Annotated in this window: 25 protein-coding genes; 18 read left to right on the plus strand and 7 right to left on the minus strand. The window is 68.1% G+C overall.

The genetic code is table 11. The annotated features are described in order from the left end of the window. Positions 1-84: 84 nt before the first annotated feature. From MOQ72_RS30005 to MOQ72_RS30070, 14 genes are all read left to right on the plus strand, one after another. Positions 85-1,656 (plus strand): ABC transporter substrate-binding protein, encoded by a 1,572-nt coding sequence (locus MOQ72_RS30005; RefSeq protein WP_242189101.1) that lies wholly within the window; start codon positions 85-87, stop codon positions 1,654-1,656. Beyond that, on the plus strand, positions 1,653-2,615 hold the full coding sequence (locus MOQ72_RS30010) for an ABC transporter permease (RefSeq protein ID WP_242189102.1): 963 nt from the start codon (positions 1,653-1,655) through the stop codon (positions 2,613-2,615). Before MOQ72_RS30005 ends, MOQ72_RS30010 begins: the two co-directional genes overlap by 4 nt. Beyond that, on the plus strand, positions 2,612-3,529 hold the full coding sequence (locus tag MOQ72_RS30015) for an ABC transporter permease (RefSeq protein ID WP_242189103.1): 918 nt from the start codon (positions 2,612-2,614) through the stop codon (positions 3,527-3,529). Before MOQ72_RS30010 ends, MOQ72_RS30015 begins: the two co-directional genes overlap by 4 nt. Positions 3,530-3,546: 17 nt before the next feature. Continuing rightward, positions 3,547-4,440: an ABC transporter ATP-binding protein gene (locus MOQ72_RS30020; RefSeq protein ID WP_242189104.1), complete on the plus strand. Its 894-nt coding sequence runs from the start codon at positions 3,547-3,549 to the stop codon at positions 4,438-4,440. Then, the gene (locus MOQ72_RS30025) at positions 4,427-5,227 is read left to right on the plus strand and encodes an ATP-binding cassette domain-containing protein (RefSeq protein WP_242189105.1); all 801 of its coding nucleotides are present in this window, start codon (positions 4,427-4,429) and stop codon (positions 5,225-5,227) included. The genes MOQ72_RS30020 and MOQ72_RS30025 overlap by 14 nt, the downstream gene beginning before the upstream one ends. A 60-nt stretch (positions 5,228-5,287) precedes the next feature. Next, positions 5,288-5,485, plus strand: a complete 198-nt coding sequence (locus tag MOQ72_RS30030; protein ID WP_242189106.1) for a hypothetical protein — start codon at positions 5,288-5,290, stop codon at positions 5,483-5,485. A gap of 27 nt (positions 5,486-5,512) precedes the next feature. Next, positions 5,513-6,928, plus strand: a complete 1,416-nt coding sequence (locus MOQ72_RS30035) for an amidase (RefSeq protein ID WP_242189107.1) — start codon at positions 5,513-5,515, stop codon at positions 6,926-6,928. Continuing rightward, positions 6,925-7,392 (plus strand): urease accessory protein UreE, encoded by a 468-nt coding sequence (locus MOQ72_RS30040; RefSeq protein ID WP_242189108.1) that lies wholly within the window; start codon positions 6,925-6,927, stop codon positions 7,390-7,392. The genes MOQ72_RS30035 and MOQ72_RS30040 overlap by 4 nt, the downstream gene beginning before the upstream one ends. Further along, positions 7,389-8,048 (plus strand): urease accessory protein UreF, encoded by a 660-nt coding sequence (locus tag MOQ72_RS30045; RefSeq protein ID WP_242189109.1) that lies wholly within the window; start codon positions 7,389-7,391, stop codon positions 8,046-8,048. Before MOQ72_RS30040 ends, MOQ72_RS30045 begins: the two co-directional genes overlap by 4 nt. Positions 8,049-8,077: 29 nt before the next feature. After that, on the plus strand, positions 8,078-8,758 hold the full coding sequence (ureB, locus tag MOQ72_RS30050; protein ID WP_308197988.1) for an urease subunit beta: 681 nt from the start codon (positions 8,078-8,080) through the stop codon (positions 8,756-8,758). Then, positions 8,755-10,461, plus strand: a complete 1,707-nt coding sequence (gene ureC / locus MOQ72_RS30055; protein WP_242189111.1) for an urease subunit alpha — start codon at positions 8,755-8,757, stop codon at positions 10,459-10,461. Before ureB ends, ureC begins: the two co-directional genes overlap by 4 nt. Continuing rightward, the gene (gene ureG, locus MOQ72_RS30060) at positions 10,458-11,072 is read left to right on the plus strand and encodes an urease accessory protein UreG (RefSeq protein WP_277954882.1); all 615 of its coding nucleotides are present in this window, start codon (positions 10,458-10,460) and stop codon (positions 11,070-11,072) included. Before ureC ends, ureG begins: the two co-directional genes overlap by 4 nt. Continuing rightward, on the plus strand, positions 11,069-11,986 hold the full coding sequence (locus tag MOQ72_RS30065) for an urease accessory protein UreD (protein WP_504981200.1): 918 nt from the start codon (positions 11,069-11,071) through the stop codon (positions 11,984-11,986). Before ureG ends, MOQ72_RS30065 begins: the two co-directional genes overlap by 4 nt. Positions 11,987-12,141: 155 nt before the next feature. Further along, positions 12,142-12,963: an NADPH-dependent oxidoreductase gene (locus tag MOQ72_RS30070; RefSeq protein WP_242189114.1), complete on the plus strand. Its 822-nt coding sequence runs from the start codon at positions 12,142-12,144 to the stop codon at positions 12,961-12,963. Between the two features lie 33 nt (positions 12,964-12,996). Here MOQ72_RS30070 and MOQ72_RS30075 read toward each other — a convergent pair whose 3' ends face one another. Continuing rightward, entirely contained in the window at positions 12,997-13,839 is an 843-nt protein-coding gene (locus MOQ72_RS30075) for a sigma-70 family RNA polymerase sigma factor (protein ID WP_308197989.1), read from the minus strand. A gap of 73 nt (positions 13,840-13,912) precedes the next feature. On the opposite strand from MOQ72_RS30075, the gene MOQ72_RS30080 reads away from it, so the two are divergent. After that, positions 13,913-14,344 carry an SRPBCC family protein gene (locus MOQ72_RS30080; protein WP_242189115.1) on the plus strand — a complete coding sequence of 144 codons (432 nt, stop codon included), beginning with the start codon at positions 13,913-13,915 and terminating at the stop codon, positions 14,342-14,344. Between the two features lie 13 nt (positions 14,345-14,357). After that, positions 14,358-14,762, plus strand: a complete 405-nt coding sequence (locus MOQ72_RS30085) for a DoxX family protein (protein WP_242189116.1) — start codon at positions 14,358-14,360, stop codon at positions 14,760-14,762. Positions 14,763-14,764: 2 nt separating this feature from the next. Here MOQ72_RS30085 and MOQ72_RS30090 read toward each other — a convergent pair whose 3' ends face one another. The 6 genes from MOQ72_RS30090 to MOQ72_RS30115 form a co-directional block, all read right to left on the minus strand. After that, entirely contained in the window at positions 14,765-15,634 is an 870-nt protein-coding gene (locus tag MOQ72_RS30090; RefSeq protein ID WP_242189117.1) for a hypothetical protein, read from the minus strand. Positions 15,635-15,699: 65 nt separating this feature from the next. Beyond that, positions 15,700-17,223 (minus strand): arabinosylfuranosidase ArfA, encoded by a 1,524-nt coding sequence (gene arfA / locus MOQ72_RS30095; protein WP_242189118.1) that lies wholly within the window; start codon positions 17,221-17,223, stop codon positions 15,700-15,702. Positions 17,224-17,249: 26 nt separating this feature from the next. Then, on the minus strand, positions 17,250-18,104 hold the full coding sequence (locus MOQ72_RS30100) for a carbohydrate ABC transporter permease (protein WP_242189119.1): 855 nt from the start codon (positions 18,102-18,104) through the stop codon (positions 17,250-17,252). Continuing rightward, entirely contained in the window at positions 18,097-18,996 is a 900-nt protein-coding gene (locus MOQ72_RS30105; protein WP_242189120.1) for a carbohydrate ABC transporter permease, read from the minus strand. Before MOQ72_RS30105 ends, MOQ72_RS30100 begins: the two co-directional genes overlap by 8 nt. Before the next feature lie 162 nt (positions 18,997-19,158). Beyond that, on the minus strand, positions 19,159-20,463 hold the full coding sequence (locus MOQ72_RS30110; RefSeq protein ID WP_242189121.1) for an extracellular solute-binding protein: 1,305 nt from the start codon (positions 20,461-20,463) through the stop codon (positions 19,159-19,161). Positions 20,464-20,616: 153 nt separating this feature from the next. Continuing rightward, on the minus strand, positions 20,617-20,997 hold the full coding sequence (locus MOQ72_RS30115; RefSeq protein ID WP_242189122.1) for a DUF4982 domain-containing protein: 381 nt from the start codon (positions 20,995-20,997) through the stop codon (positions 20,617-20,619). A 264-nt stretch (positions 20,998-21,261) separates the two neighbouring features. Here MOQ72_RS30115 and MOQ72_RS30120 point away from each other — a divergent pair, with 264 nt between their 5' ends. Further along, complete coding sequence (locus MOQ72_RS30120) at positions 21,262-22,110, plus strand: LLM class F420-dependent oxidoreductase (protein WP_242189123.1); 849 nt, start codon at positions 21,262-21,264, stop codon at positions 22,108-22,110. Positions 22,111-22,285: 175 nt separating this feature from the next. After that, positions 22,286-22,873: a DUF3558 domain-containing protein gene (locus MOQ72_RS30125; protein WP_242189124.1), complete on the plus strand. Its 588-nt coding sequence runs from the start codon at positions 22,286-22,288 to the stop codon at positions 22,871-22,873. Positions 22,874-22,901: the final 28 nt, after the last annotated feature.

Genomic DNA, 22,901 nt, shown 5'->3' on the forward strand with positions numbered 1-22,901 from the left:
CCTGACGACGGACGAGACGCGGGCCGTGCTGGGGCCTGGAAGACGAGCGCACGTGCCGCGAGATCACGTCGGCTCCGGAGGTTGTTGTCGCTGTGCGCAGCCGCGGCCCTGGCGTTGAGCGGATGCGGTACCGGCAACGCCGGTACGGGAAACACGCTCGTCATCGCCATCGAGTCCGAGGCCGACGTGCTCGATCCGCAGGTCGCCGGTGGATGGGTGACTTGGCGCATCAACCAGCAGATCTTCGAGCCGCTGGTGACCGAAGACCTGCGCACCCCGTCCAGGCAGGCCCCGGTGCCCGCCCTGCAACCCGCCCTCGCCGAGTCGTGGGAAATCAGCCCCGACGGGCGGAGCTACACCTTCCACATCCGACGCGGCGTGACCTTCCACGACGGCACCCCGCTGGACGCGGCCGCGGTCGAGTACAACTTCCGGCGGATGTGGGACAAAGCCGCACCCCAGTACTCGGCCAAGGCCGCCGGTCAGACCAACTTCATCTGGCAGTACACCAGTTCGATCCAGACGGTCGACCAGTACACCCTGGTGGTGAACCTGACCCAACCGTTCTCCCCGTTCCTGCGGATGCTCGCCCAGGGCGGGAACGGATCGACCGCGATCATCAGCCCCACCGCGCTGCGGAAGTACGGCGAGGACATCGCCGACCACCCGGTGGGGACCGGCCCGTTCGTCTTCGAGCAGCGCATCCGGGGTGAGCGGATCAGCTTGGTGCGCAACGAGAAGTACTGGGGCACGGTCCCTTCGGTGCGGGGTGTGGTGTTCCGCCCGATGCCGGATGCTTCGGCCCGCGTCGCCGCGCTGCGCAGCGGTGACGTCGACATCATCGCTGTGCCCAGCCCGGACAGCATCGACAACCTCGTCGAAGAGGGCTACCAGCTCTCCGAAGGACGGCCGCCGCACGTCTGGTACCTGTCGTTCAACATGAAGGACCCCTACACCTCCCGCAAGGAGGTGCGGCAGGCGATCAACCTCGCGCTCAACCGCGAGGGCATGGCCAAGGACCTGCTGCGCGGCACCGCCAACCCGGCCTATGGCGTGCAGGCACCGGCCAACGACGCTTACGTCGAGCGCACCGACGCCTACGCCCGGGATGTCGCCGAGGCGAAGCGGCTGCTGACGTCGGTGGGCCTGCAGAACGGGTTCGACACCACGCTGATCACCTCAGTGGACGGTTCCGGTCAGATCATCCCGACCCAGATGGCCGAGTACATCCAGCAGAACCTCGCCGAGATCGGCGTCCGGGTGCACATCGAGACCCAGGAGTGGATCTCCTACCTCGGCACCTGGGCGCAGGGCATGCAGCCGGGGGTCGGGATGGCCCAGATGTCGTGGGGCATGACGACGCCCTACTGGCTCTACATCGTCACGTCCTCGACGCTGCAGGCGCCGGAGGGCTCCAACGTCGGCTACTACTCCAACCCGCAACTGGACGCGGTGATGGCCGAGGCCATCCGCGCGACCGACGAAGACGAGGCGAACGCGTACTGGCGGCAGGCCAACGACATCGTCACCGAAGACGCCGCTCTCGCCCCGGTGGTCAACGACAAGGCGCCGTACGTGCTGGCGCCCTACGTCGCTGGCTTCGTCTCCGCGAGCGAGGAATGGTACGACCTCAAGGAAGTGAAGCTCGAACGATGACAGCCATCCTGGGCAGGAGACTGCTTTCCACGGTCCTGGTGCTCCTCGGGGTCAGCCTGATCGTCTTCCTGCTGTTGCAGCTGGTTCCCGGCGATCCGGCGCGAACCATCCTCGGCTCGGGGGCCACCGGGGAATCGGTCGCCGCGGTGCGCGCCGAGCTGGGGCTGGACAAGCCGCTGCCGGTGCAGTTCCTGGACTACCTGGGCGGTCTGCTGCACGGTGACCTCGGCCGGTCCCTGACGGTGAACAAACCGGTCACCGAGATCATGGTGCCGCGGTTCTGGAACACCATCATCCTCACCGCGGCCGCGCTGCTGCTGTGCGTGGTGATCGGCGTGCCGCTGGGCATCCTGGCGGCGCGCAAGCCGAACAGCGTGTTCGACCGGGTGGTGGGCTTCTCCTGGCTGGCCGGGGCGAGCGTACCGGTGTTCTGGTTCGGCCTGGTGCTCATCGGCCTGTTCTCGATCCAGCTCGGCTGGTTCCCGACCTCGGGCATGTACAACCCGCGCCACCCCGGCGGAATCGAGGACCTGCTGACGCACCTGCTGCTGCCCGCGGTGGCGGCCGCGCTCGTCCCGCTCGCCGTGGTCGCGCGCATGGCGCGCAGCGTGCTGCTGGAAGTGCTGCAGCAGGACTACATCCGCACGCTGCGCGCCGCCGGGCTGTCGGAAGGTTCGGTGCTGTGGCGGCACGGACTGCGCAACGCCCTGCCGCCCATCGTCACCGTGCTGGGCCTGCAGGTCGGATACCTGCTCGGCGGCGTCGTGTTCGTCGAGGTGGTCTTCGGCTGGCCGGGACTCGGCCAGCAGCTCTACACCTCGATCACGCAGCGCGACCTGCCCATCGTGCAGGCCGGGGTGCTGTTCATCGCGGCGGCGTTCGTGCTGATCAACCTGCTCGCCGACATCGCGGTCGGACTGCTCGACCCGCGTACCAGGAAGAAGGTAGGGACCGCATGAGCGCCATCACGCAGACCCCGCGCCACCGCGAGGTGCTGACCCCGAGCAGGCGACCCCCGGCCCCGCGGTCGCAGCTCCGCCTCGCCCTGCGGGCCTTCGCCCGGGACAGGGGCGCGGTGATCTCGGCGATCTTCCTGCTGCTGGTGGCGTTGGCGGCGATCTTCGCGCCGCTGCTGACGCCCTACAGCCCCACCAGCGGAGATCCGGTCAACCGATTGGCCGGGATCGGCACGCCCGGCCACCCGCTGGGCTTGGACGGGCAAGGCCGCGACATCCTGACCCGACTGCTCTACGGCGGCCGCAATTCGCTGCTGGTGGCGCTGGTTCCGGTTGCCGTGGTGTTCCCGATCGCGCTGCTGATCGGACTGTTCGCCGGGTACCGGCGCAGCCGGGCGGGCGACCTGCTGATGCGAATCCTGGACGTGCTGTTCGCGTTCCCGCTGGTGCTGCTGGCCATCGCGTTGGCGGCGGTGCTGGGTGCGGGGCTGGGCAACGTGATGTTGTCGATCGGCGTCACCCTCGTGCCCTACATGGCTCGGGTGGCCTACACCGCCACGGTGCAGGAGTCCAGCAAGGAATACATCGAGGCCGCCCGCGCCTACGGCGCCCACCCCGGACACCTGATGCTGCGGGAGCTCGCGCCGAACGTGGTCGCCAACCTCACCGTGTACGCGACCACGTTGTGCGGGCTGATGATCGTGGTCGCCGCCGGGCTGAGCTTCCTCGGCGTCGGCGTCATCCCGCCCAGCCCGGACTGGGGAATCATGACCGCGGACGGCTCAAGCGTGCTGCTCGAGGGGATCTACCACGTCGCGACCATTCCCGGATTGGTGATCCTGCTCGTTTCCCTCGCGTTCAACCTGGTCGGCGACGGCGTGCGCGACGCCCTCGACCCGCGCAAGCGAACGAGCTGACCCACTAGGAGGCGGTAATGGCGGACGATCTGCTGCGCATCGAAGACCTGAGCGTCGACTTCCACACCGACGGTGGCGTGGTGCACGCGGTCAAGCACGCGAACATCACCGTCCGGGACGGCGGAATCCTCGGGCTGGTGGGGGAGTCCGGTTCCGGCAAGAGCGTGACGTCGTTGAGCGTGCTCGGCCTGCTGGGCACCACCCGAGCCGAGATCACCAGCGGGCGCATCCTGTTCCGCGGTGCGGACCTGCTGCGCAAGGGCCAGGCCGAGCTGCGGCGGATCCGCGGCGGACACATCGGCCTGGTGTCGCAGAACGCGCTCAGCGCCCTGGACCCGTCGTTCACCATCGGGGCGCAGCTGATCGAGGTGATCCGGCGCCACCAGAAGGTGGACAAGGCCAACGCGCGCAAGCTCGCCCTGGAAGCGCTGGAACTGGTGGCGCTGCCGGAAGCCGAGCGGCGGATGAAGTCCTACCCGCACGAGCTCAGCGGCGGGCAGCGGCAGCGCGTGGTGATCGCCATCGCGCTGTCCTGCCGCCCGGAGTTGCTGCTGGCCGACGAGCCGACCACCGCGTTGGACGCGACCGTGCAGAAGCAGATCCTGGACCTGCTGCTGGAGATCAACCGCGAGCTGGGGACCGCGATCCTCATCGTCACGCACGACTTCGGTGTGGTGGCGCACCTGTGCACCGATGTCGCGGTGATGCGCCGCGGCGAAGTCCTCGAATCCGGCACCGCCGAACAGGTTCTGTCCAGTCCCGAACATCCGTACACGCAGGGGTTGATGAAGGCGGTGCCGCGGCTGCGGCTCAGCGCGCAGGACCGGGCCGTACCACGCGCCGAGCGCCGGTTGACCGAGTTCAGCGAGTCCGCGCTGGTGGGGGGAGGCAGGGAACGTGTCGCACTCTGAACCACTACTGGTCGTAAAGGACCTGCGGAAGGTGTTCAAGGTACGCGGTTCGGGCCGCAAGGCGACCGGATTCACCGCAGTCGACGACATCAGCTTCGAAATCGCCCGTGGGCAGACGTACGGTCTCATCGGCGAATCGGGTTCGGGCAAGACCACCACCGGGCGCATGGTGCTGGTGCTCGAGACGGCCACCGCCGGATCGGTGAAGTTCGAGGGAAACGAGCTGACCACGCTGTCCGAATTGGACATGCGTCGGTACCGCAAGCGGATGCAGATCGTCTTCCAGGATTCGGGCTCGGCGTTCAACCCGCGCCGCAGCGTCGGCGCGCAGATCGGCTTCCCGCTGGAACGCTTCCGGATCGTTCCTGCGGAGCAGGTTCGCGGGCGGGTCAACGAGATGCTCGAACGCGTCGGCCTGGAACCCGCCCATTACGACCGCCACATCCACGAGTTCTCCGGCGGCCAGCGGCAACGCCTGGGCATCGCGCGTGCCCTGATCACCGACCCGGACTTCGTGGTGCTGGACGAGCCGACGGCCGCGCTCGACGTCTCGGTGCAGGCGCAGATCCTCAACCTGCTCAAGGACTTGCAGGCCGAACGCGGGCTCACGTTGCTGCTCATCACCCACAACCTGGCGCTGGTGGAGCACATGTGCGATCACGCGGGTGTGCTGGACCACGGGCGGTTGGTGGAGTCCGGTCCGGTGGACGAGCTGCTGAGCGCACCGCGCACCGACATCACACGCAAGCTCGTCGACGCGGTCCTGGAACCCGAATTCGTCGGCTGACCCACCGCGGCAAGATCCGCTGAAGTGGGCGGAACACCACCAATGCAAGGGAGATTCGTGATGTCGCAGGAAGGTTTCAAGCCCACCCAGGAGCAACTGGCGACCGTCTTCGAATACGCGGAACTGCAGATGTCACCGGAACGGCTCGCGGAGAAGTACGAGGACTACAGCACGATACTGGCGCTCATCCGCCAGGCGAGCGTTCGGGAACTCGGCGAAACCGTCCCGGCCACGGCGTTCAAGGCGGCGTGGGAGTGACGTTCGGGCGGATGACGACGAAAGGCGATGACCGTGGAACTCTATGAACTGCCGTTGGCCGAGGTGTCCGAGAAGATCCGCACCAGGGAGATCTCGCCGGTCGAGGTCGTCAACTCCGCGCTCGTCCGGCTCAAGGAGGTCGAACCGGCGATCACGGCGTTCGTCACGGTGACCGAGGAGATCGCGCGCGCCCAGGCCGCCAAGGCCGAGTCGGAGATCGGCGCGGGCGACTACCGGGGTCCGCTGCACGGCATCCCGCTGGGGGTGAAGGACCTCTACGACACCGCGGGCGTGCCGACCACGTCGAGCTCCAAGCAGCGCGCCGACAACGTGCCCAGCACCGACAGCGCATCCGTGGCACGCCTGCACGAGGCGGGCATGGTGCTCATCGGGAAGACGGAGACCCACGAATTCGCCTACGGCGCAACCACTCCCACCACCGGCAACCCGTGGGACCCCGACCGGGTGCCGGGTGGTTCCAGCGGTGGCTCCGGTGCCGCGGTGGGTGCGGGTGTCGTGCACGTGGCGTTGGGCAGCGACACGGGCGGCTCGATCCGGATCCCGGCGGGCGTCTGCGGAACGGTGGGGCTCAAGCCCACCTACGGCCGGGCCTCGCGAGCTGGCGTCGCGTCGCTGTCGTGGTCGCTGGACCACGTCGGTCCGCTGACCCGCAACGTCACCGACGCCGGGATCGCGATGGCCGCGATGTCCGGTTACGACCGCCGCGATCCGGCCACGGTGGACCTTCCGGCGCCGGACTTCCTGACCGGTATCGACGCCGGGGTGGCGGGCAAGAAGATCGGTATCCCCACCAATTACTTCACCTACCACGTCGAGCCGGAAACCCTCGACGTGGCCAAGCGGACCGCTCTGCTGCTGGAGGGCTTGGGTGCGCAGCTGGTCGAGGTGGAGATCCCGCTCGCCGAATACCTGCTGCCCACCGAGTGGGGGCTGCTGTCGGCCGAAGCCAGCGCTTACCACATGGGTGCCATGCGCGAGTCGCCCGAGCTGTTCACCGACGAGGTCCGCACGCTGATCGAGGCGGGCGAGGCCCAGCTCGCCACCGACTACATCAACGCACTGCGGCTGCGCACCCGCATCCAGGAAGCCTGGCGCGACATGTACGACGGCATCGACGTGCTGCTCGCCCCGACGGTGCCGGGTGTCGCGGCGCTGCGCGAAGATCCCCACTTCCGGTGGGACGACGGTGTCGTCGAGGGCGCCACCAGCGCCTACAGCCGGATGTGCGCACCCGCCAACGTCACCGGGCTACCGGCCCTGCAGGTTCCAGCTGCTTTCTCCGCCGCGGGCCTGCCGATCGGGGTGCAGATCATCGGCAAGCCCTTCTGCGAGGCCGAAATCCTGCAGGTCGGCTACGCGTTGGAGCAGGCGACCGAGGTGGTGGGGCGGATCGCGCCCGTGCCGATCGCTGGTGCGCGGTGACCAGCTCGCCGCGCGTGGTCGAGGTCGTCGCCGGACACGAGTCCAGCGCCGACCTGGCCGCGGCGCTCGACGCGTTGCGCCACGGCCAGGCGGTGGAGTACGTCCACCTGTCCTCGGCCGACCTCGACCGCAGTCGGCTTCGGGTGACCTCGGACGCGGGTCGGGACTACGCGATCGCGTTGCCGCGCGGCGAAAAGCTGCGCGACGGAACGGTGCTGGTGCTCGACGGCGACCGGGCGGTGATCGTGCGCGCGGGCGCGCGTCGGGTGCTCCGGTTCGGTGCGACATCGGTGCCAGCCGCGCTTCGGCTCGGTTTCGTGGCGGGGCACCTGCATTGGCGAAGCACGTTCGACGGGGAAGCGCTTGAGGTGTTGCTGGAAGGCCCAGAGCAGGATTACCTCAACCGGGTCGCGGACCTGATCGCCACCGGCGACGTGCGGTGCGTGGCGGTACCGCCGTCATGAACGTTGCGGAGTTCGTCGCCGCGTTGCGCTTCGGAGACAGCGGTTTCCCCAACGGAGGTTTCGCGTTCTCCTCCGGGCTGGAGGGCGCGCACCGGGATGGTTGGGTGACCGATGAGCCCGACGTGCTCGCCTTCCTCGGCGAACAACTGCGCTGCCGCTGGCACACCAGCGATCGGGTGCTGCTGCGGCGGGCTTGGGCGGGTCCGGAGGAGGCGCGGCGAGCGGACCAGCTGGCCGAGGCGCTCGCGGTGATGTCGGTGCTGCGCGAGGCATCCCGCCGGGCGGGTCTGGCAGTGCTCGGCACGTTCGCCGCGCTGGGCAGCACCGCGGCGCAGACCTACCGCAGCGCGGTGCTCGCCGGTGCCGCACCCGGGCACCTGCCGGTCGTGCTGGCCTGCTGCTACCGGGACGGCGGCCTCAGCCCGGCGGCTGCCGAAGCGATCAGCGGCTGGCAGGTCGTCTCGGGTGTCGCCAGCGCGGCGCTGCGGCTCGGACTGGTCGGACACCTCGGTGCCCAGCGGGTCGTCGGTGCGGCGCAGCCCACCCTCGAATCGCTCCTGTCCCAGCGACCGCCGGACGAGCCGACCTCGTTCACCGCCTACGCCGACATCGCCGCCCAACGCCGCACCTCCCAACCCCGCCTTTTCGCGAGTTAGAACGCCTACCGTCGGACGAAGGGTTGATCGTGAATCTCACACCCACGGAAATGGAGCGCCTGACCATCTTCACGGCGGCGGAGTTGGCACGGCGGAACCTCCGCGAAGGCGTCCCGCTGAGCCATCCCGAGGCGGTGGCCTACCTGACCGACGAGATCATGCTGGCAGCCCGCAAGGACATGCCGTTCGACGAGCTCGTCGACCATGCCCATCACCTGCTCACCGCCGAGCAGGTGATGGGCGGGGTTCCGGAGATGCTGCGCATGCTGCTGGTCGACGCGCCGTTCGCCGAAGGCACCAAGCTGGTGAGCGTCGTCGACCCGATCGCGCCGATGGCGGGCGACATCCGCCCCGGTGAGATCGCCGTTGGCGATGAACCGGTCCAGCTGTTCCCGAGCGTTGAGCGGTTGACCCTCAAGGTGGTCAACCAGGGCGATCGCGACGTCCAAGTGCGCAGCCAAACCCACTTCTTCGAAGCCAACCCAGCGCTGGAATTCGACCGGCGCGCCGCCTGGGGGCACAAGTTGGCCGTCGCCGCCGGGGCAGGGGTGCGCTTCGAGCCCGGCATCCCGGTGACCGTCGAACTGGTCCCGATGGCAGGAGATCGAATCGCCCGCGGCTTCGCCGGGCTGGTGAACGGTCCGCTCGACGACCGCGGCGTTCAGGAGGCCGCGGTCACCGCGCTGACCGAACAGGAGGTGTCGAAATGACCTCCATCGATCGCGCGGCATACGCCAGGGTCTTCGGGCCGACGGTCGGTGACCGGATCCGACTGGCCGACTCCGACCTGTTCGTCGAAGTCGAGGAGGACCGCACCGTCCCCGGCTACGAACTGCTCGCCGGGGCAGGGAAGACCGTTCGGGACGGCGAGGGTTACCGCCCCACCGCGAAGTCCTCGGACGGCGCCCTGGACTACGTGCTGGCCAACGCCACGATCATCGACGCCGTCACCGGCATCATCAAGGCCGACATCGGAATTCGCGACGGCCGAATCGTCGGGATCGGCAAGGCGGGCAACCCGGACATCATGCCCGATGTCGCGCCGGGAATGGTCGTGGGGCACATGACCACACCCATCCCGGCCGAGGGCCTGATCGTCACCGCTGGTGCGATCGAAACGCACGCGCACCTGATCTCCCCGCAGCAGACCGAACACGCGCTGTCGACCGGCACCACGACGTTGATCGGTGGTTCGCTGGGACCCGCGTTCGAAGTCGGTACCGGTAGCGCCCGCAACCTCGGGATGTTCCTGCGCGGTGGAGAGCACGCCGCCATGAACTACGTCGCCTTCGGCCGCGGAGCGTCCGATGTGGACGCCGTGCTGGAGTCGGTCGCGGCGGGCGCCGGGGCGGTGAAGATCCACGAGGACTTCGGTTCGTCCCCGGCGGTCATCGACGCGACCCTGCGCGCTGCCGATTCCGCTGACTTCGCCGTCCACCTGCACACCGATTCGATCAACGAATTCGGCTTCGCCGAACGGACCCTCGAAACGATCGGGGACCGGACCATCCACATGTACCACGTGGAAGGCGCCGGTGGCGGGCACGCGCCGGACCTGATCCGCTGCGTCGGCCGCGCCAACGTCATCCCGGCCTCCACGAATCCGACCAACCCGTTCACCCCGCACGCCCTCGACGAGGGCGTGCCGATGACGATGACGGCGCACAACATGAACTGGGAAGCGCCGGAGGACGTCGCGTTCGCCGAGGCGCGCATCCGCCCGCAGACCATGCTCGCCGAGGACCACCTGCACGACATGGGGGCGATCTCGATCTTCGGCAGCGACACCCAGGGCATGGGCCGCGTCGCCGAGAACATCGCCAACTGCTGGCAACTCGCCGCGGTCATGAAGCAGCGAGTGGGTCGGCTGCCGGAGGAGAAGACCGCGACGTCCGACAACGAACGCGTCAAGCGCTACATCGCGAAGCTGACCATCAACCCAGCGATCTCGATCGGCGCCGCCCGGCACATCGGCTCGATCGAGGTCGGCAAGACCGCCGACCTGGTGGTCTGGGCACCCGCGTTCTTCGGTGTCAAACCGAAGTTCGTGCTCAAGAACGGTTTCCCCGCGTGGGCGGCGCTGGGCGATGCGGCGGGCAGCATCGCCACCTCCGAACCGGTGGTGCAACGCGCCAACTGGGGTGCGCGGGGCACCGCCCCGGCCGAGCTGGGGTTCGTGTTCATGTCCGAGCTGGCGGTGCGCGCGGGGATCGCCGAGCGGCTCGGGCTGCGCAAGCAGGTGCGGCAGATCGACTCGGTGCGCGGGCTGCGCAAGGCCGACATGGTCCGCAACACGGCGTTGCCGCACGTCGAGGTCGACCCGCGGACCTTCGAGGTGCGCGCGGATGGTGAACTGCTCACCGGCGAGCCCGCCACCCGGGTTCCCTTCTCCCGGCGGTACCTGTTGCGATGACCACGGTGAGGACAGCTCGGATCGGGGTCGGTGGTCCGGTGGGTTCCGGCAAGACCGCGCTGGTCGAGCAGCTGATCAGCGGACTCGGCGGGCGCGGCCGGTCGGTGTCGGTGATCACCAACGATCTGGTCACCGCTGAGGACGCCGAGCGGATCCGCCGCTCCGGGCTGATCGATCCGCGACGGGTCCGCGCGGTCGAGGCCGGTGGCTGCCCGCACACCGTCATCAGGGAGGACCCGTCGCTGAACCTGGCCGCCATGGATGCGTTGGAGGCCGAATTCCCGGACACCGAGGTCATCCTGCTGGAAAGCGGCGGCGACAACCTGGCCTCGACGTTCTCGCGGGACCTCGTGGACTACTGGATCTTCGTCATCGACGCGGCCAGCGGCGACGACATCCCGCGCAAGCGCGGGCCGGGCGTGGTGCGCTGCGACCTGCTGGTGGTGAACAAGATCGACCTGGCGCCGCTGGCGGGCGCGGACCTGGATCGGCTGCTGCGGGAGGCGCGGCAGGTCCGGTCGGGACGGCCGGTGGTGTGCACCAACGCACGAACAGGACTGGGCACCGACGAGTTGATCGACGTTCTGGACCGCGAGGTGCTGTTCGTGTGACAGCTGCCGACGAACCCAGGCGGTGTCTGGACCTCGTATTCTCGCGCTATGGCGGTCGAACCGTGTTCGCCCGCAAGCGCTTTCGATGGCCGCAGTCAGTTGGGCGGATGTTCCGCCCGACCGGCGACGAGTTCGCCGGACAGGTGATCGTGCAGAACGCGGGTGCCGCGCTGCAGCCCGGCGACATCATCCGGCAGCGCCTCACCGCGGCCGACGGGGCAGTGGTGGACGTGGTGGGTCAGGGTGCGATGCCGGTGACCGGGCGGCCCGGTCGGCCACCGGCGCGCGAGGAGACCGAGCTGAACGCGGTCACCGGCAGCACGCTCGTGCACCGCCCCGAGCCGAGACTGCTCCTGCCGAACGCGAACTTCCGCCAGCACATCAACGTGTCCGTCGCGGTGGGTTCGATCGCGATCTTGGTCGACGCGGTGGTGATTCACCCCGACGGCGACGACGGGACGTTCGGCAGCTGCACCTCGACTGTCGTCATCTCCGTCCCAGGCGAAACGGCACCACGCGCCGTCGACGCCCAATCCCTCGCCGCGCTGCCCCGCACGGCAGGACTACGCGCATTCGGCACGCTCTTCGTCGTGACCCCCGATCCGACGGACGGGCGAGTGGGGGAGGAGCTGACGCGCCTTGAACACGACGCCCCTGCCTATCTCGCCGCCACGTCGCTGCCGGGCGCAGCCGGATGGGCGGTCCGAATCGCAGCTCCGGACGGCCAACTGCTGCGAACCGGCTTGGCCCAGGCCCTCAACACCAGCCGGAGGAGTTTGGGCGCCCAACAGGATTTCCGCGGCTCAGCGTGCTGTCGAGGTCGCCGTGACCACGAGGGCCAGGAAGGCGAGGGCCGCGGTGATCCAGGGCAGCGGACTGGCGTCGCCGACGAGTTCCAGGGCCCTGCCGCCTAGCAGGCCAGGCCGCGGCTCCGCCGCGAGTAGCCCACCGCGGAATCGCGCGGGCCGGATGCTTCGGTTCGTCCCAGCTGGTGGGCGGTGGAATAGGCTTTGGTGGGCGCCGGTTGGCGCTGGGTGTCCCGGTGTTGGCGGATCTGTTTGGAGTCTGGATGACGACGTCTCCCGAAGTCGGCTATCGCAATCGTTACGGACAGGAAGTCGCCGCCGACTCGTTCGCGCCGTGGAACGAGGTGCTCGCCCGCCAACTCGCCCACCGGTCGGTGCGGTCCTACCTGCCCGATCCGGTTCCGGATGCGACTATCACGGCTTTGGTGGCCGCCGCGCAGTCGGCGCCAACTTCCAGCAATCTGCAACTGTGGAGCGTCGTGGTGGTGCGCGACGCGCAGCGGCGGGCGCGGTTGGCGGACGTTGCTGGCGGTCAGCAACACATCGTGGACGCCCCGGTCCTGCTGGTCTGGCTGGCGGATCTGGCCAGGGCGCGGCGGGTCACCGAGGAATTGGCGTCGGCCACCGACGGTGCGGACTACCTGGAGAGCGCGCTGGTCGCGGTGGTGGATGCGGCGCTGGCCGCGCAGAACGCCTCGCTCGCCGCAGAATCCCTGGGGCTGGGCACGGTGTTCATCGGAGCGTTGCGCAACCGGCCGCTGGAAGTCGCGGCGGAACTGGGGCTGCCGTCGAACGTGTTCCCGCTTTTCGGGCTGGTCGTCGGCCATCCCGATCCGGCGCGGGAAACAACCGTGAAGCCGCGGTTGCCGCAGCAGGTGGTGCTGCACCACGAGCGCTACGACCTCGACGTCCAGCCGTCGCACGTCGAACGCTACGAGGAGCTGATCAGCGACTTCTACGCCGAGGTCGGGCTGGAGTCGAGCTGGGTGAAGCGGGTCGCGGCCCGCTTCGGCAGCGTCGCGGGACTGCGCGGTCGGGACCGATTGCGGGAGGCGTTCCACGAGCGAGGTTTCGAACTCCGCTGAGCGGCGGACAAGCCAACGGCGGTGTCTGTGCGCCTAGGCGGGGGACTCGACGACGAGTTGGTTCAACCGCTGGGGGTCGGCGATGATGTCGACGGCCGTGATCTTGCCGTCGGTGATGGTGAAGGTCAGCACGGTGACAAGGCTTCCGCCTGGCATTACCAGGATTGCGGGGGCCCCGTCGGCGACGCCGACGCGAGCGTGCTTGGCGCGTTGGGAGAACGCCATCGCCTGTCGCGCGGCGGCCTGGGCACCGCGCAGGAGCGCGGGGGCTCCGCCGGGTGCGGCTGCGGCGTCGGCGCGCACTGTGACGTCGGGATCCAGCAGATCGAGCAGGCCAGCGAAGTTGCCGTTGCGGGAGGCGTCGAGGAAGGCGTCCACGACTTTGCGCTTCCGGGCCTGATCGGTGTCGGACGCCTGGGCCTCGCGCACCCGGCGGCGTGCGCGGCTGGCCAGCATCTTGGTCGCCGGGACGGAGCGTCCGAGGATCGGTGCGATCTCCTGGAAGGGCATGGTGAACATGTCGTGCAGGACCAGGGCAATCCGTTCGGCGGGAGTTAGCGCGTCGAGCACGACCAGCAGGGCGAGCCCGATGGAGTCGGCCAGCATCGCCTCCTGCTCGGGGTCGGGACTGTCCGCTGGCAGCGGGGTGTCGAGCTGCACCTCGCGCCGTGCCGTGCGCGAGCGCAGCATGTCCAGGCACACGCGGGCCACCACGGTTGTCAGCCAGGCGCGGGTGTTCTCGATGTCTTCGGCGTCGCGAGCGCGGGCCAGCCGCAGCCATGCCTCTTGGACCGCGTCGTCGGCCTCGCTCGCCGAACCGAGCATGCGGTAGGCCACTGCCCGCAGGTGGTCTCGGTGCGCTTCGAAGTCGTCCACGGTTACCTTTCTGCCCAAGCCTCCGTCATAACTCTGACGTGTGAAGGCACGCAGAGGTAACAAGGAGGTCCGAGTGGCACCGCTGGTATCCACCATCGAGATCGCGCGCTCGCCGGAGGAGGTCTTCGCCTTCGTCACCGACCCGCTGCGCTTCGCCGAGTGGCAACGCGACGTGGTAGCTGTCCGGATGCTCGGACAACGCGAGTTCGCCACGACCCGCCGGTTCGGCGGCGCCGAACGCACGATGACACAGCAGATCGTCCGCAACGATCAGCCTCGCAGCTGGGCGGCGCGGGGCACGGACGGGCCGCTTCGTCCGCACGCCACGGTCACGGTCGAGCCGATGAACGACGGCGCCGGGTCGCGCATCACCTTCACCCTCGACTTCGAAGGCCACGGCGTCGGTGTGCCACTCGTGCCGCTGGTGCGCAGGCAGGCGGCCAAGGGCGCTCAGCTCAGCTATCGCAATCTCAAGAAACTCCTGGAAAGCGGCCGACAGCAGTGAGGAGGAGCACTTCATGACCGGTACCAGCGGCGGCAGGGCCGCAGGGATGAGAGTCGGCTACTGGGTCACCACCGTGCTCGTCACCGCCGAGCTAGCTGTCGGCGGGATATGGGGTGTGCTGCGGATAACGCAGGTTCAAGTGGTCGTCGAGCACCTCGGCTACCCGTCGTACTTCCTCGTCATCCTGGGCGTCTGGAAGCTGCTCGGCGCCGTCGCACTGCTCGCCCCGCGCTTTCCCCTGCTCAAGGAGTGGGCCTACGCCGGTGTGATCTTCACCTACACCGGGGCCATCGCCTCCCACCTCACCGTCGGCTACGGACTCGGCGAACTGGCCTTCCTGGTTCCCCTCCTCGGACTGACCGTCACCTCCTGGTGGTTGCGGCCACCGGACCGGGCTCTGGTCACGCTGCGCGGGTGAGATCAGTCCTCATTGGACGGAACGAGGCGATGCCGGATCGCTGGCCCGCCGGGAAGTGCGTCTTTGCGCTTCTCGACGAAGGCACCTTCGTCGAGGTTGCGGGTGATCACCTGGCTCAGGACGGTGAGCGCGTGCTGCACTTCCAAGTGGTCCAGCCCGTCGATCTCGCCGGTGAGCAGCGGGCTGTCGCCGCTGAGGGTGGTCCATCCCCGCTCGTCGCGGTCCAACCGGACGGTGAGCGATCCGCCGATCGGCAACGCGACGACCACATCGACTCGCTGCGCCGACGCGTGCCTGCCGCGATGCAACATCGCGCGGTGGAGGTAATCCGTCTGCGCCGCGAGCTCATCGGGCGCCGCGCTCGCAGCTAGTTCCCGGTGCGCGTGGTGGGTGATCGCGGCGCCCTCTGCCGCCAAACCGGGCAACAATTCCTCCTTCGTCCAGCCCGGCCCCTGGTCGGTGGGCGGGTCCAGGACGTCCGCCACCGTCTCCAGCGCTCGGCCCGCACTGGTGGTGACTCGCGTGAGCGGGTCGTTCGGGGTGCGGCCGAACGCCGGACGGGCCACCGCGTCGACCAGCCGCGCGAGCGGGCGCACGGACTCCGCTGTCAGCTGTTCGCGCGGGATCGCCTCCGTGCCGATCGGATCCTGCACCCGAGCCGACGTGTTGATGCTGCGGGCCTTGAGGTCCGCGTAGATGGTGTCGCGCGAAACCCGTGCCAGCCGGGCGAGTTCCGCGACGTTGCGTGAGCCGCTGCGCCACGCGGCAGCGACGAGGTCGGCACGCTCCTCGGCGAGGCGTTCTCGACGGTCAGCCCAGGAGATGAGCGCGGCGAGGGCCGCAAGGCGTTCGTGTTCATGGTCCTCAGACATGACTTCAGTATATGTCGACTCACTCGACATGTCGAGTGAGTCGACATGAACTCGCCCTGGATCTGTCAGCTCGCTGCGGTGACGCGGAGGACGTTCCAGGACAGTGGCGGGAGTTCTGCGGCGAGGACGCCGCTGTCGATGGTCGCGCCGGTGTGCTGCCTCGGCTGGACTCGGTCGGGTTGCTGCGCGGTGTTGCGGGCGTGTCGGTCGGCGTCCGCGAGCACGCGGTGCTCCAGCACGCGCACGGCACCGGTCGCTCGGACGTCGGCCACCAGGTCGAGCGGGCGGTCAGTGTCGCGGTTCACCGCGAACAGCGTGATCGTGTCCTCGTCTTCTTGCACCGCAACGGAGTGCAGCAGATTCACCTCGCCGTAGTCCGCGGTCTGGTGGCGGGTGGAATGCGGTTCGATCCGCAGGACGCGACCCCGTCCGTGCCGCGCCGCGTCCGAGAAGGGGTAGAAGCTGGTTTGCCGCCACGCCAGGCCGCCGGGTTCGGTCATGATCGGCGCGATCACGTTGACCAGTTGGGCGAGGCAGGCGGCGGTTACCCGGTCGCAGTGCCGCAGCAGGGTCACCAGCAGACTCCCCACCACGACCGCGTCGGTAACCGTGTAGTTGTCCTCCAGCAGACGTGGCCCGATCTCCCAGTCCGGCTCGGTCGCCCGGTCGCGCAGCCTGCGATACCAGACGTTCCACTCGTCGAAGGACAGCTCGATGCGCTTCTTACCGCGCAGCTTGGCGCGGACGTGGTCGCAGGTGGCGACCACGGAGTCGATGAAGTGCTCCATGTCCTCGGCCACCGCGAGGAAGCTGTCCACATCGCCGTCGATCTCTTCGTAGTAGGCGTGCAACGAGATGTAGTCCACGTGCTCGTACGTGTGCTCAAGCACGGTGCCTTCCCATGCCGCGAAGGTCGGCATCGACGAGTTCGAGCTACCGCAGGCGACCAACCGGACGTCCGGGTCCGTCATCCGCATGACGCGCGCCGCCTCCGCGGCCACCCGGCCGTATTCGTCGGCGGTCTTGTGGCCCATCTGCCACGGTCCGTCCAGCTCGTTTCCCAAGCACCACAAGCGGATTCCGTGCGGTTTGTCCACGCCGTGCGAGCGGCGCAGCTCCGACCAGGCAGTGCCGCCGGGGTGGTTGCAGTACTCCAGCAGCTCGCGCGCCTCCTGCGGGCCGCGGGTGCCCAGGTTCAGCGCCATCATCGGCTCCACCCCGGCGACTTCGGTGAACCGCATGAACTCGTGGAGCCCGAACTCGTTGGTCTCGATCGAGCACCACGCCGGATCCAGGCGGCGCGGCCGCTCGGCCACCGGCCCGACGCCGTCCTCCCACCGGTAGCCGGACACGAAGTTGCCGCCCGGATACCGGATGAGCGTCACGCCCAGTTCGCGCACCAGGTCCAGCACGTCCTGACGCAGGCCGTCGGCACGCGCCGCGGGGTGGTCCGGTTCGTGAACTCCGGTGTAGACACATCGGCCCAGGTGCTCGACGAACGAACCGAACAGGCGCGGATTGACCTCACCGATCTCGAAAGCCGGGTCGACGGTCAGCTTGGCTTCGGCTCGGTCCAAGTGGGTGCTCATGGCGTCCTTCCATTTGCTGCGGGTTTTCAACGTCCGGCCATGCCGGTGTGGGCGACACCTCGGACGATGTGCCGTTGGAACAGCACGAAGACGAGCAGCAGCGGCAGACCCGCGATGATCACGGTGGCCATGATCTCGGCGTACCGCACGCCGTAGCTGCCCTGGACCGTCGCCAGGCCGACTGGCAGGGTCATCGACCCCGGATCGGCGGTGACGATGAATGGCCAGAGGAAGTTGTTCCAGGTCGTGATGAACGTGAAGATCGCGACCGCGGCGAGCACCGGGCGGGACAGGGGCAGGATGATCTGCCAGTAGATCCGCCACCGACTCGCGCCGTCCATGAGGGCAGCCTCTTCGAGCTCGCGCGGTACGCCGTCGAAGAAGATCTTTAGGATGTAGACCATCGCGGGCAGCACCACCTGCGGGAGGATGACGCCCCACGGCGTGTCCACCAGGCCGAGGAAGACCATCTCCTGGAACAGCGGCACGACCACCACCTCCGTCGGCACCAGGATTCCCGCGACCACCAGCGCGAAAAGCACCCTGCGGCCCCGGAATCCGGTGCGGGCGAAGCCGTAGGCTGCCGTGCTCGACAGCAGGACGACCAGGAAGGTGACGGCGCTGGCGGTGAACACGCTGTTGAACAGCCACACCCAGATGTCGTTCGTGGACAGCACGCTCCGGTAGGCGTCCAGGGTGACGTCGCGCGGCAACCAGTGCAGGGGCACATCCGTCGTCTCGCTCTCCGGCTTCAACGACGTCAACAGCGTCCACGCGAAGGGCAGCAGCCACACCGCGGCCAACGCGATCGTGAACAGCAGCAGGATCAGCGTCCCGATGCCGGGCAGCCGCCGCGACCTGGTCAGCACCTGTTCAGCCATGCTCGGGCCGCCCTCCTCGACGTCGGATCTGCATGCCGTAGCGGGCCAGCGTGAGCAGCAGGATCAACACGAAGAACACATAGGACACCGCGGAGGCGTATCCGATGCGGTAGTTGGTGAACCCGCTTTCGTACATGTACTGCAGGACCGGCCTCGTCGAGTAGTGCGGGCCGCCACCGGTGATCAAGTAGAACTGGTCGAACACCTTCAACGACGCCAAGACCTGGAGCACCGCGAGGAGCCCGGTGGTCGGGCGGAGCATCGGCAGCGTGATCCGGAACAGTTGCTGCCAGCTGTTCGCCCCGTCCAGCGAGGACGCTTCGTACAGGTCGTCCGGGATCGCCTGCAACGCCGCCAGGTACAGCAGGAAGTTGAACCCGACGGTCCACCACACGGTCGCGAGCACCACGCCGAGCATCGCGCTGACCGATTGCGACAGCCATCCCATCGGGCCCAACCCGAGCCAGGCGAGCAGACCGTCGGCGAGGCCGAACTCCGGCTGGTAGATCCAGATGAAGATCAGCGCGATCGCCGAGGACGGCAGCACGTAGGGCGCGAAGAAGGCCAATCGCCACAACCAGCGGGCCGGGGCGAGGCGGTGCGTCAGCAGTGCCATCGCCAGCCCGACCAGCAGCAGCGGCGGTGTGCTCAAGGCGGTGAACAGCACGGTGACGCCGATCGACCGCCAGACGGCGGGATCCGCGAGGGCCTCCGCGAAGTTGGCGAGGCCGACGAACTCGGCCGGACCACCGGAAAGTCCGACGTCGGTCAGGCTCGACACCAGTCCCATCACCAATGGGACGACGAGGAACAGGACGTAGACGGCCAGGAAGGGCAGCACGAACAAGGCACCCGACCCGGTCCAGGTGCGCCATGCGGACCGCGGGGTCATGCAGCCTCCAGGTGTGATCTGCTCATGCTGGTCCGCCTCTCCGCGATTCACAGTGGTAGTTGCGTCCAGCACGAATCTGGCGTTTCGCGGTTTCTTGTGGCTGGTTCGCGTCACGGTCCCCTGAGGTGCGGTTGGGGAGGGCTGGGGTTGACACAGGGCTACTCATGCGACGGGGTTGGGCGTGTCGAGCAGTTGCTGGACGAGTTCGCGGATTTCGGCCGCGCCCTGGCGGACCGACATGCGCCCGTCCATGACCGGACCGACCACCGCCGTCATGTCGGTCCACAGGCGCGAGCCGGAACCGGCGAACCACACCTCGGGATCGAGCTGCACGTCGTCGATCACCGAGCGGTAGAGGGATTGCGGCACCATGCGGGCGTATTCGTCGCTGTTGGTCACCGGCAGGTACGCCGGGATGTGCCCGCCTTCGGCCCACATCGTGCTGTTGCGCAGCAGCGACGCCACGAACTCGTAGGTCATGCGGTGCCGGTTTCCGGTCCGCTCCGGTTGGTGCGGCAGTACGAAGGCGTGCGAGTCGGCCTCCGCGAATGGGGGACCGAACACGCCGGGGAAGGGGGTCATGCTGAACGGGATTTGTGCCTCGATGAAGGTTTGGACTTCCCATTCGCCCTGCCAGAAGAAGCCCGCCCGCTCGCTGCTGAACAGTGCGATGGCCGCGTCGGCGTCCATGCCGGTGGACGCCAGCCCGTCCCGGCTGAGCGACTGCACGAATTCCAGGACTCGCGTCAGCTTCGCGTCGTCCAACGCCGATCGCGTGCCGTCCGGGGTGAGCAGGTCACCGCCGAGTTGCCGGTACAGCGTCCAGAACAGGCGCCACGGAACCACGCCGTCCCCCGCCGATTCGACGAGCAGGCCGTACGAGCCGGTGACTTCCTTGGCCGCCCGCAATGCGGCTCGCACGCCTTCGGGACCGACCAGCGGACGTAGCCGATCCTGCTCGTCGAGCAATCCGGCTTCGCGGCAGATCTCGACGTTGTAGTACATGACGAACGGGTGCGTGTCGAGCGGCACCGCGAAGAGTTGGTCGCGGTAGTGGGAACGGCGCCACAGTCCATCGGGGAAGTGCTGCGAGCCGATTCCCGCCTGTTGCAGGAGATCTGGCCGGATCGGATCGATCAGCCCACCCTGGGCGAACGCGGGCAGGCGGCCGAGGTGCAAGATCGCGACGTCCGGTGCCCGCTCGGCCGCCGCGGCCATCGCGAGCTTCGTGTAGTACCGGTCGCCCCATTCCAGGGTCACATCTTCGAGGCCGACACCGGGATGCGTCGCGCGGTAATCGGCCAGCATCCGCTTCATGGTGTCGCCGTCGCCGCCGGTGAACAGGCTCCAGTACCGCAGCTGCGTCCCGGCGCCCGCGCAACCGCTGGCCAGGGCGGCGGAACTCAGCGCGGCGGCGCTGAGCAGCACCCTGCGGCTGATCCTGCGCTCGCCGCCCGTATCACGCACAACACACCCCCGGACCACGCCATGTTCGATATTCCGAGCACTGTTCGACAGGTGGTGCAAAACCAAACTAGGGCGTGGGTCACATCGGGTCAAGAGCTCTTTACGACAGCGATACCCGCGCGCAACGCGGCCGGATATGTCCTTTATGGACTGTCATTCGCTGACGTACCACGTCGCGGTGTCGGTGTGCGTTGCTCCGTCGCGGGTTCCGGTGACCACGACCTCGTTCGCTCCGGTCGACAGCTGCACCTCGGGCCAGGCGTAGATGTGGCCCGACGACGTCTTCGTGCCCATCGACACGCCGTTGACCGTCAGGGTCACCGAATCCACGCTTCCGTACGCCTTGACGGTCGTCGTGGCGTTGCTGCGGTTGGTCCACCGCTTGCTGGTCAGGTGGACGAACGGCGTGGCGGTCCAGTTCGCCTTGTACCAGAAGAACGAATCCTTCAGCGCGAGCGGATCGGTCGCCCAGAGCGAAACCTCCCGGGATCGGCACCGGCCGTCGCGCCAGCGCGACGTCGTCGAGGGCTTCATCACGAAATACCGGCACCCCGTGTTCACCGCGCACTGCTCCACGAGATCGTTTCGGGAGTGCGGAACAAGACGATGCCGCACAAGCGAGCACAACAACCCGCCGAACCGCGCCCGACAGCGATCCCCTGACGACCAGCACGCGGCTCGCGTACCGGACCACCGCGTTCGACCTTTGCCGTGCTCCGGGTTCCGGGTGGCGGGCTCGTGGCCTAACCTTGCCTAGAACAAGTTCTAGTTAAGGTCGTGGCGGCAGGAGGGCTTTCGATGCGGTATGGCATCGTGCTGTTCACCAGCGATCGCGGGATCACACCGGCCTCGGCCGCCCAGGCGGCGGAGGACGTCGGCTTCGATTCGTTCAGCGTCCCCGAGCACACCCACATCCCGGTCAAACGCGAGGCCGCTCATCCGGGAACGGGCGGTGCTGCGCTGCCCGATGACCGGTACATGCGCACCCTCGACCCGTGGGTCGCGTTGGCCACGGCGGCGTCAGTGACGCGGCGGATCACGCTGTCGACCATGGTCGCCTTGCCGGTCGAGCACGACCCGATCACTCTGGCGAAGACGATCGCCTCGCTCGATCATCTTGCCGACGGCCGCGTGAAGCTGGGCGTCGGCTACGGCTGGAACGTCGACGAGCTGAGTGATCACGGCGTACCGCACGGGCGACGCCGGACGATGCTCCGCGAGTACCTGGAAGCGATGCGGGCGTTGTGGACGGAGGAGGAACCGAGCTACGAGGGGGAGTTCGTCACGTTCGGGCCGTGCTGGGCATGGCCCAAGCCGGTGCGTGATCGGATCCCGACCTCGGTCGGCGCAGCCGGTACCAAGAACACCTTCGCCTGGATCGTCCGATCCGCCGACGGATGGATCACGACACCGGGGGAGAACCGCATCGAGGAGAAAGTGCGGCTGCTGCGGTCCATGTGGGAGGAGGCCGGGCGCGCGGGAACACCGGAGATCACGGTGCTCGCCGGGAAGCCGGACGACGACGCGCTCGTTCGGTGGGAAGCCGCGGGTGTCAGCGAGGTCGTGTTCGGACTGCCGGACCGGTCGGTCACCGAGGTCCGGTCCTACCTGGAACGTCTGGCGGGCAAACTGGGCATCGCAGCATGAGATCGAGATCGTTCATCCCACGGCTGCTTTGTTTTCACGAATCGTTGTCGTTTGTGGACCAGTTTGAAGATGACTGGCGGAGAGCTGTCAGTGCGGCACAACAGCGGACTTTGGGGTTTTGATGACCGGTCGATTCCTGCGTGCCGTGGTTTGTGGCCTAGCCGCGTGCCTTCTCATGGCGGGTTGTACCAGCTCGTCCGGTGGTGGTGAGGGAACTCCGCCCGCTACCGATTCCCCGGCTGGGGCGACTCCTTCGCCAGCCTCGGCCGGTGTTGGGTTACCGGCGCATGGCGCGCCCAAGGTGGAAAACCCGCTTGACACGACTGCCTTCCACCGGAATCCCTGCGGCTTGCTCACCCCCGATCAGTTGCGGCAACTGGGGTTCGACGCGCCAGGTGTGCAAAAGGAGAGCGGCGGGACCCCGCCCCCGAGTTGCCGCTGGGACGAGGGACCTGCCGGACCTGCTCTCGAAGTTCAGTTCGTGCTGCTCAACGATGCGGGGCTCAGCACCACCTACGAGCGCCGCGACCAGTTCGCCTTCTGGCAGGAAGTTCCGCCGATCGACGGGTATCCGGCAGTCGTGCTCGACGCTCGCGGCGACCCGCGATTCGCCTACGGTTCCTGCCCGCTGTACGTCGGAGTCACTGATCAGCTGGAATTCTCGATCTTCGGCAGCGTGTTCGGCGACCAGCGGGGCAAGGTCGATCCTTGCGAGCTGACCCGGCAGGCTGCCGCGCTCATGTTGCAGACCATGAAGAGCTGATCAGGACGACTCGCCCCGAAGTCCACCA

This window comes from Saccharopolyspora soli, assembly GCF_022678645.1.
In the GTDB taxonomy this organism is placed as follows: Bacteria; Actinomycetota; Actinomycetes; order Mycobacteriales; family Pseudonocardiaceae; genus Saccharopolyspora; species Saccharopolyspora soli.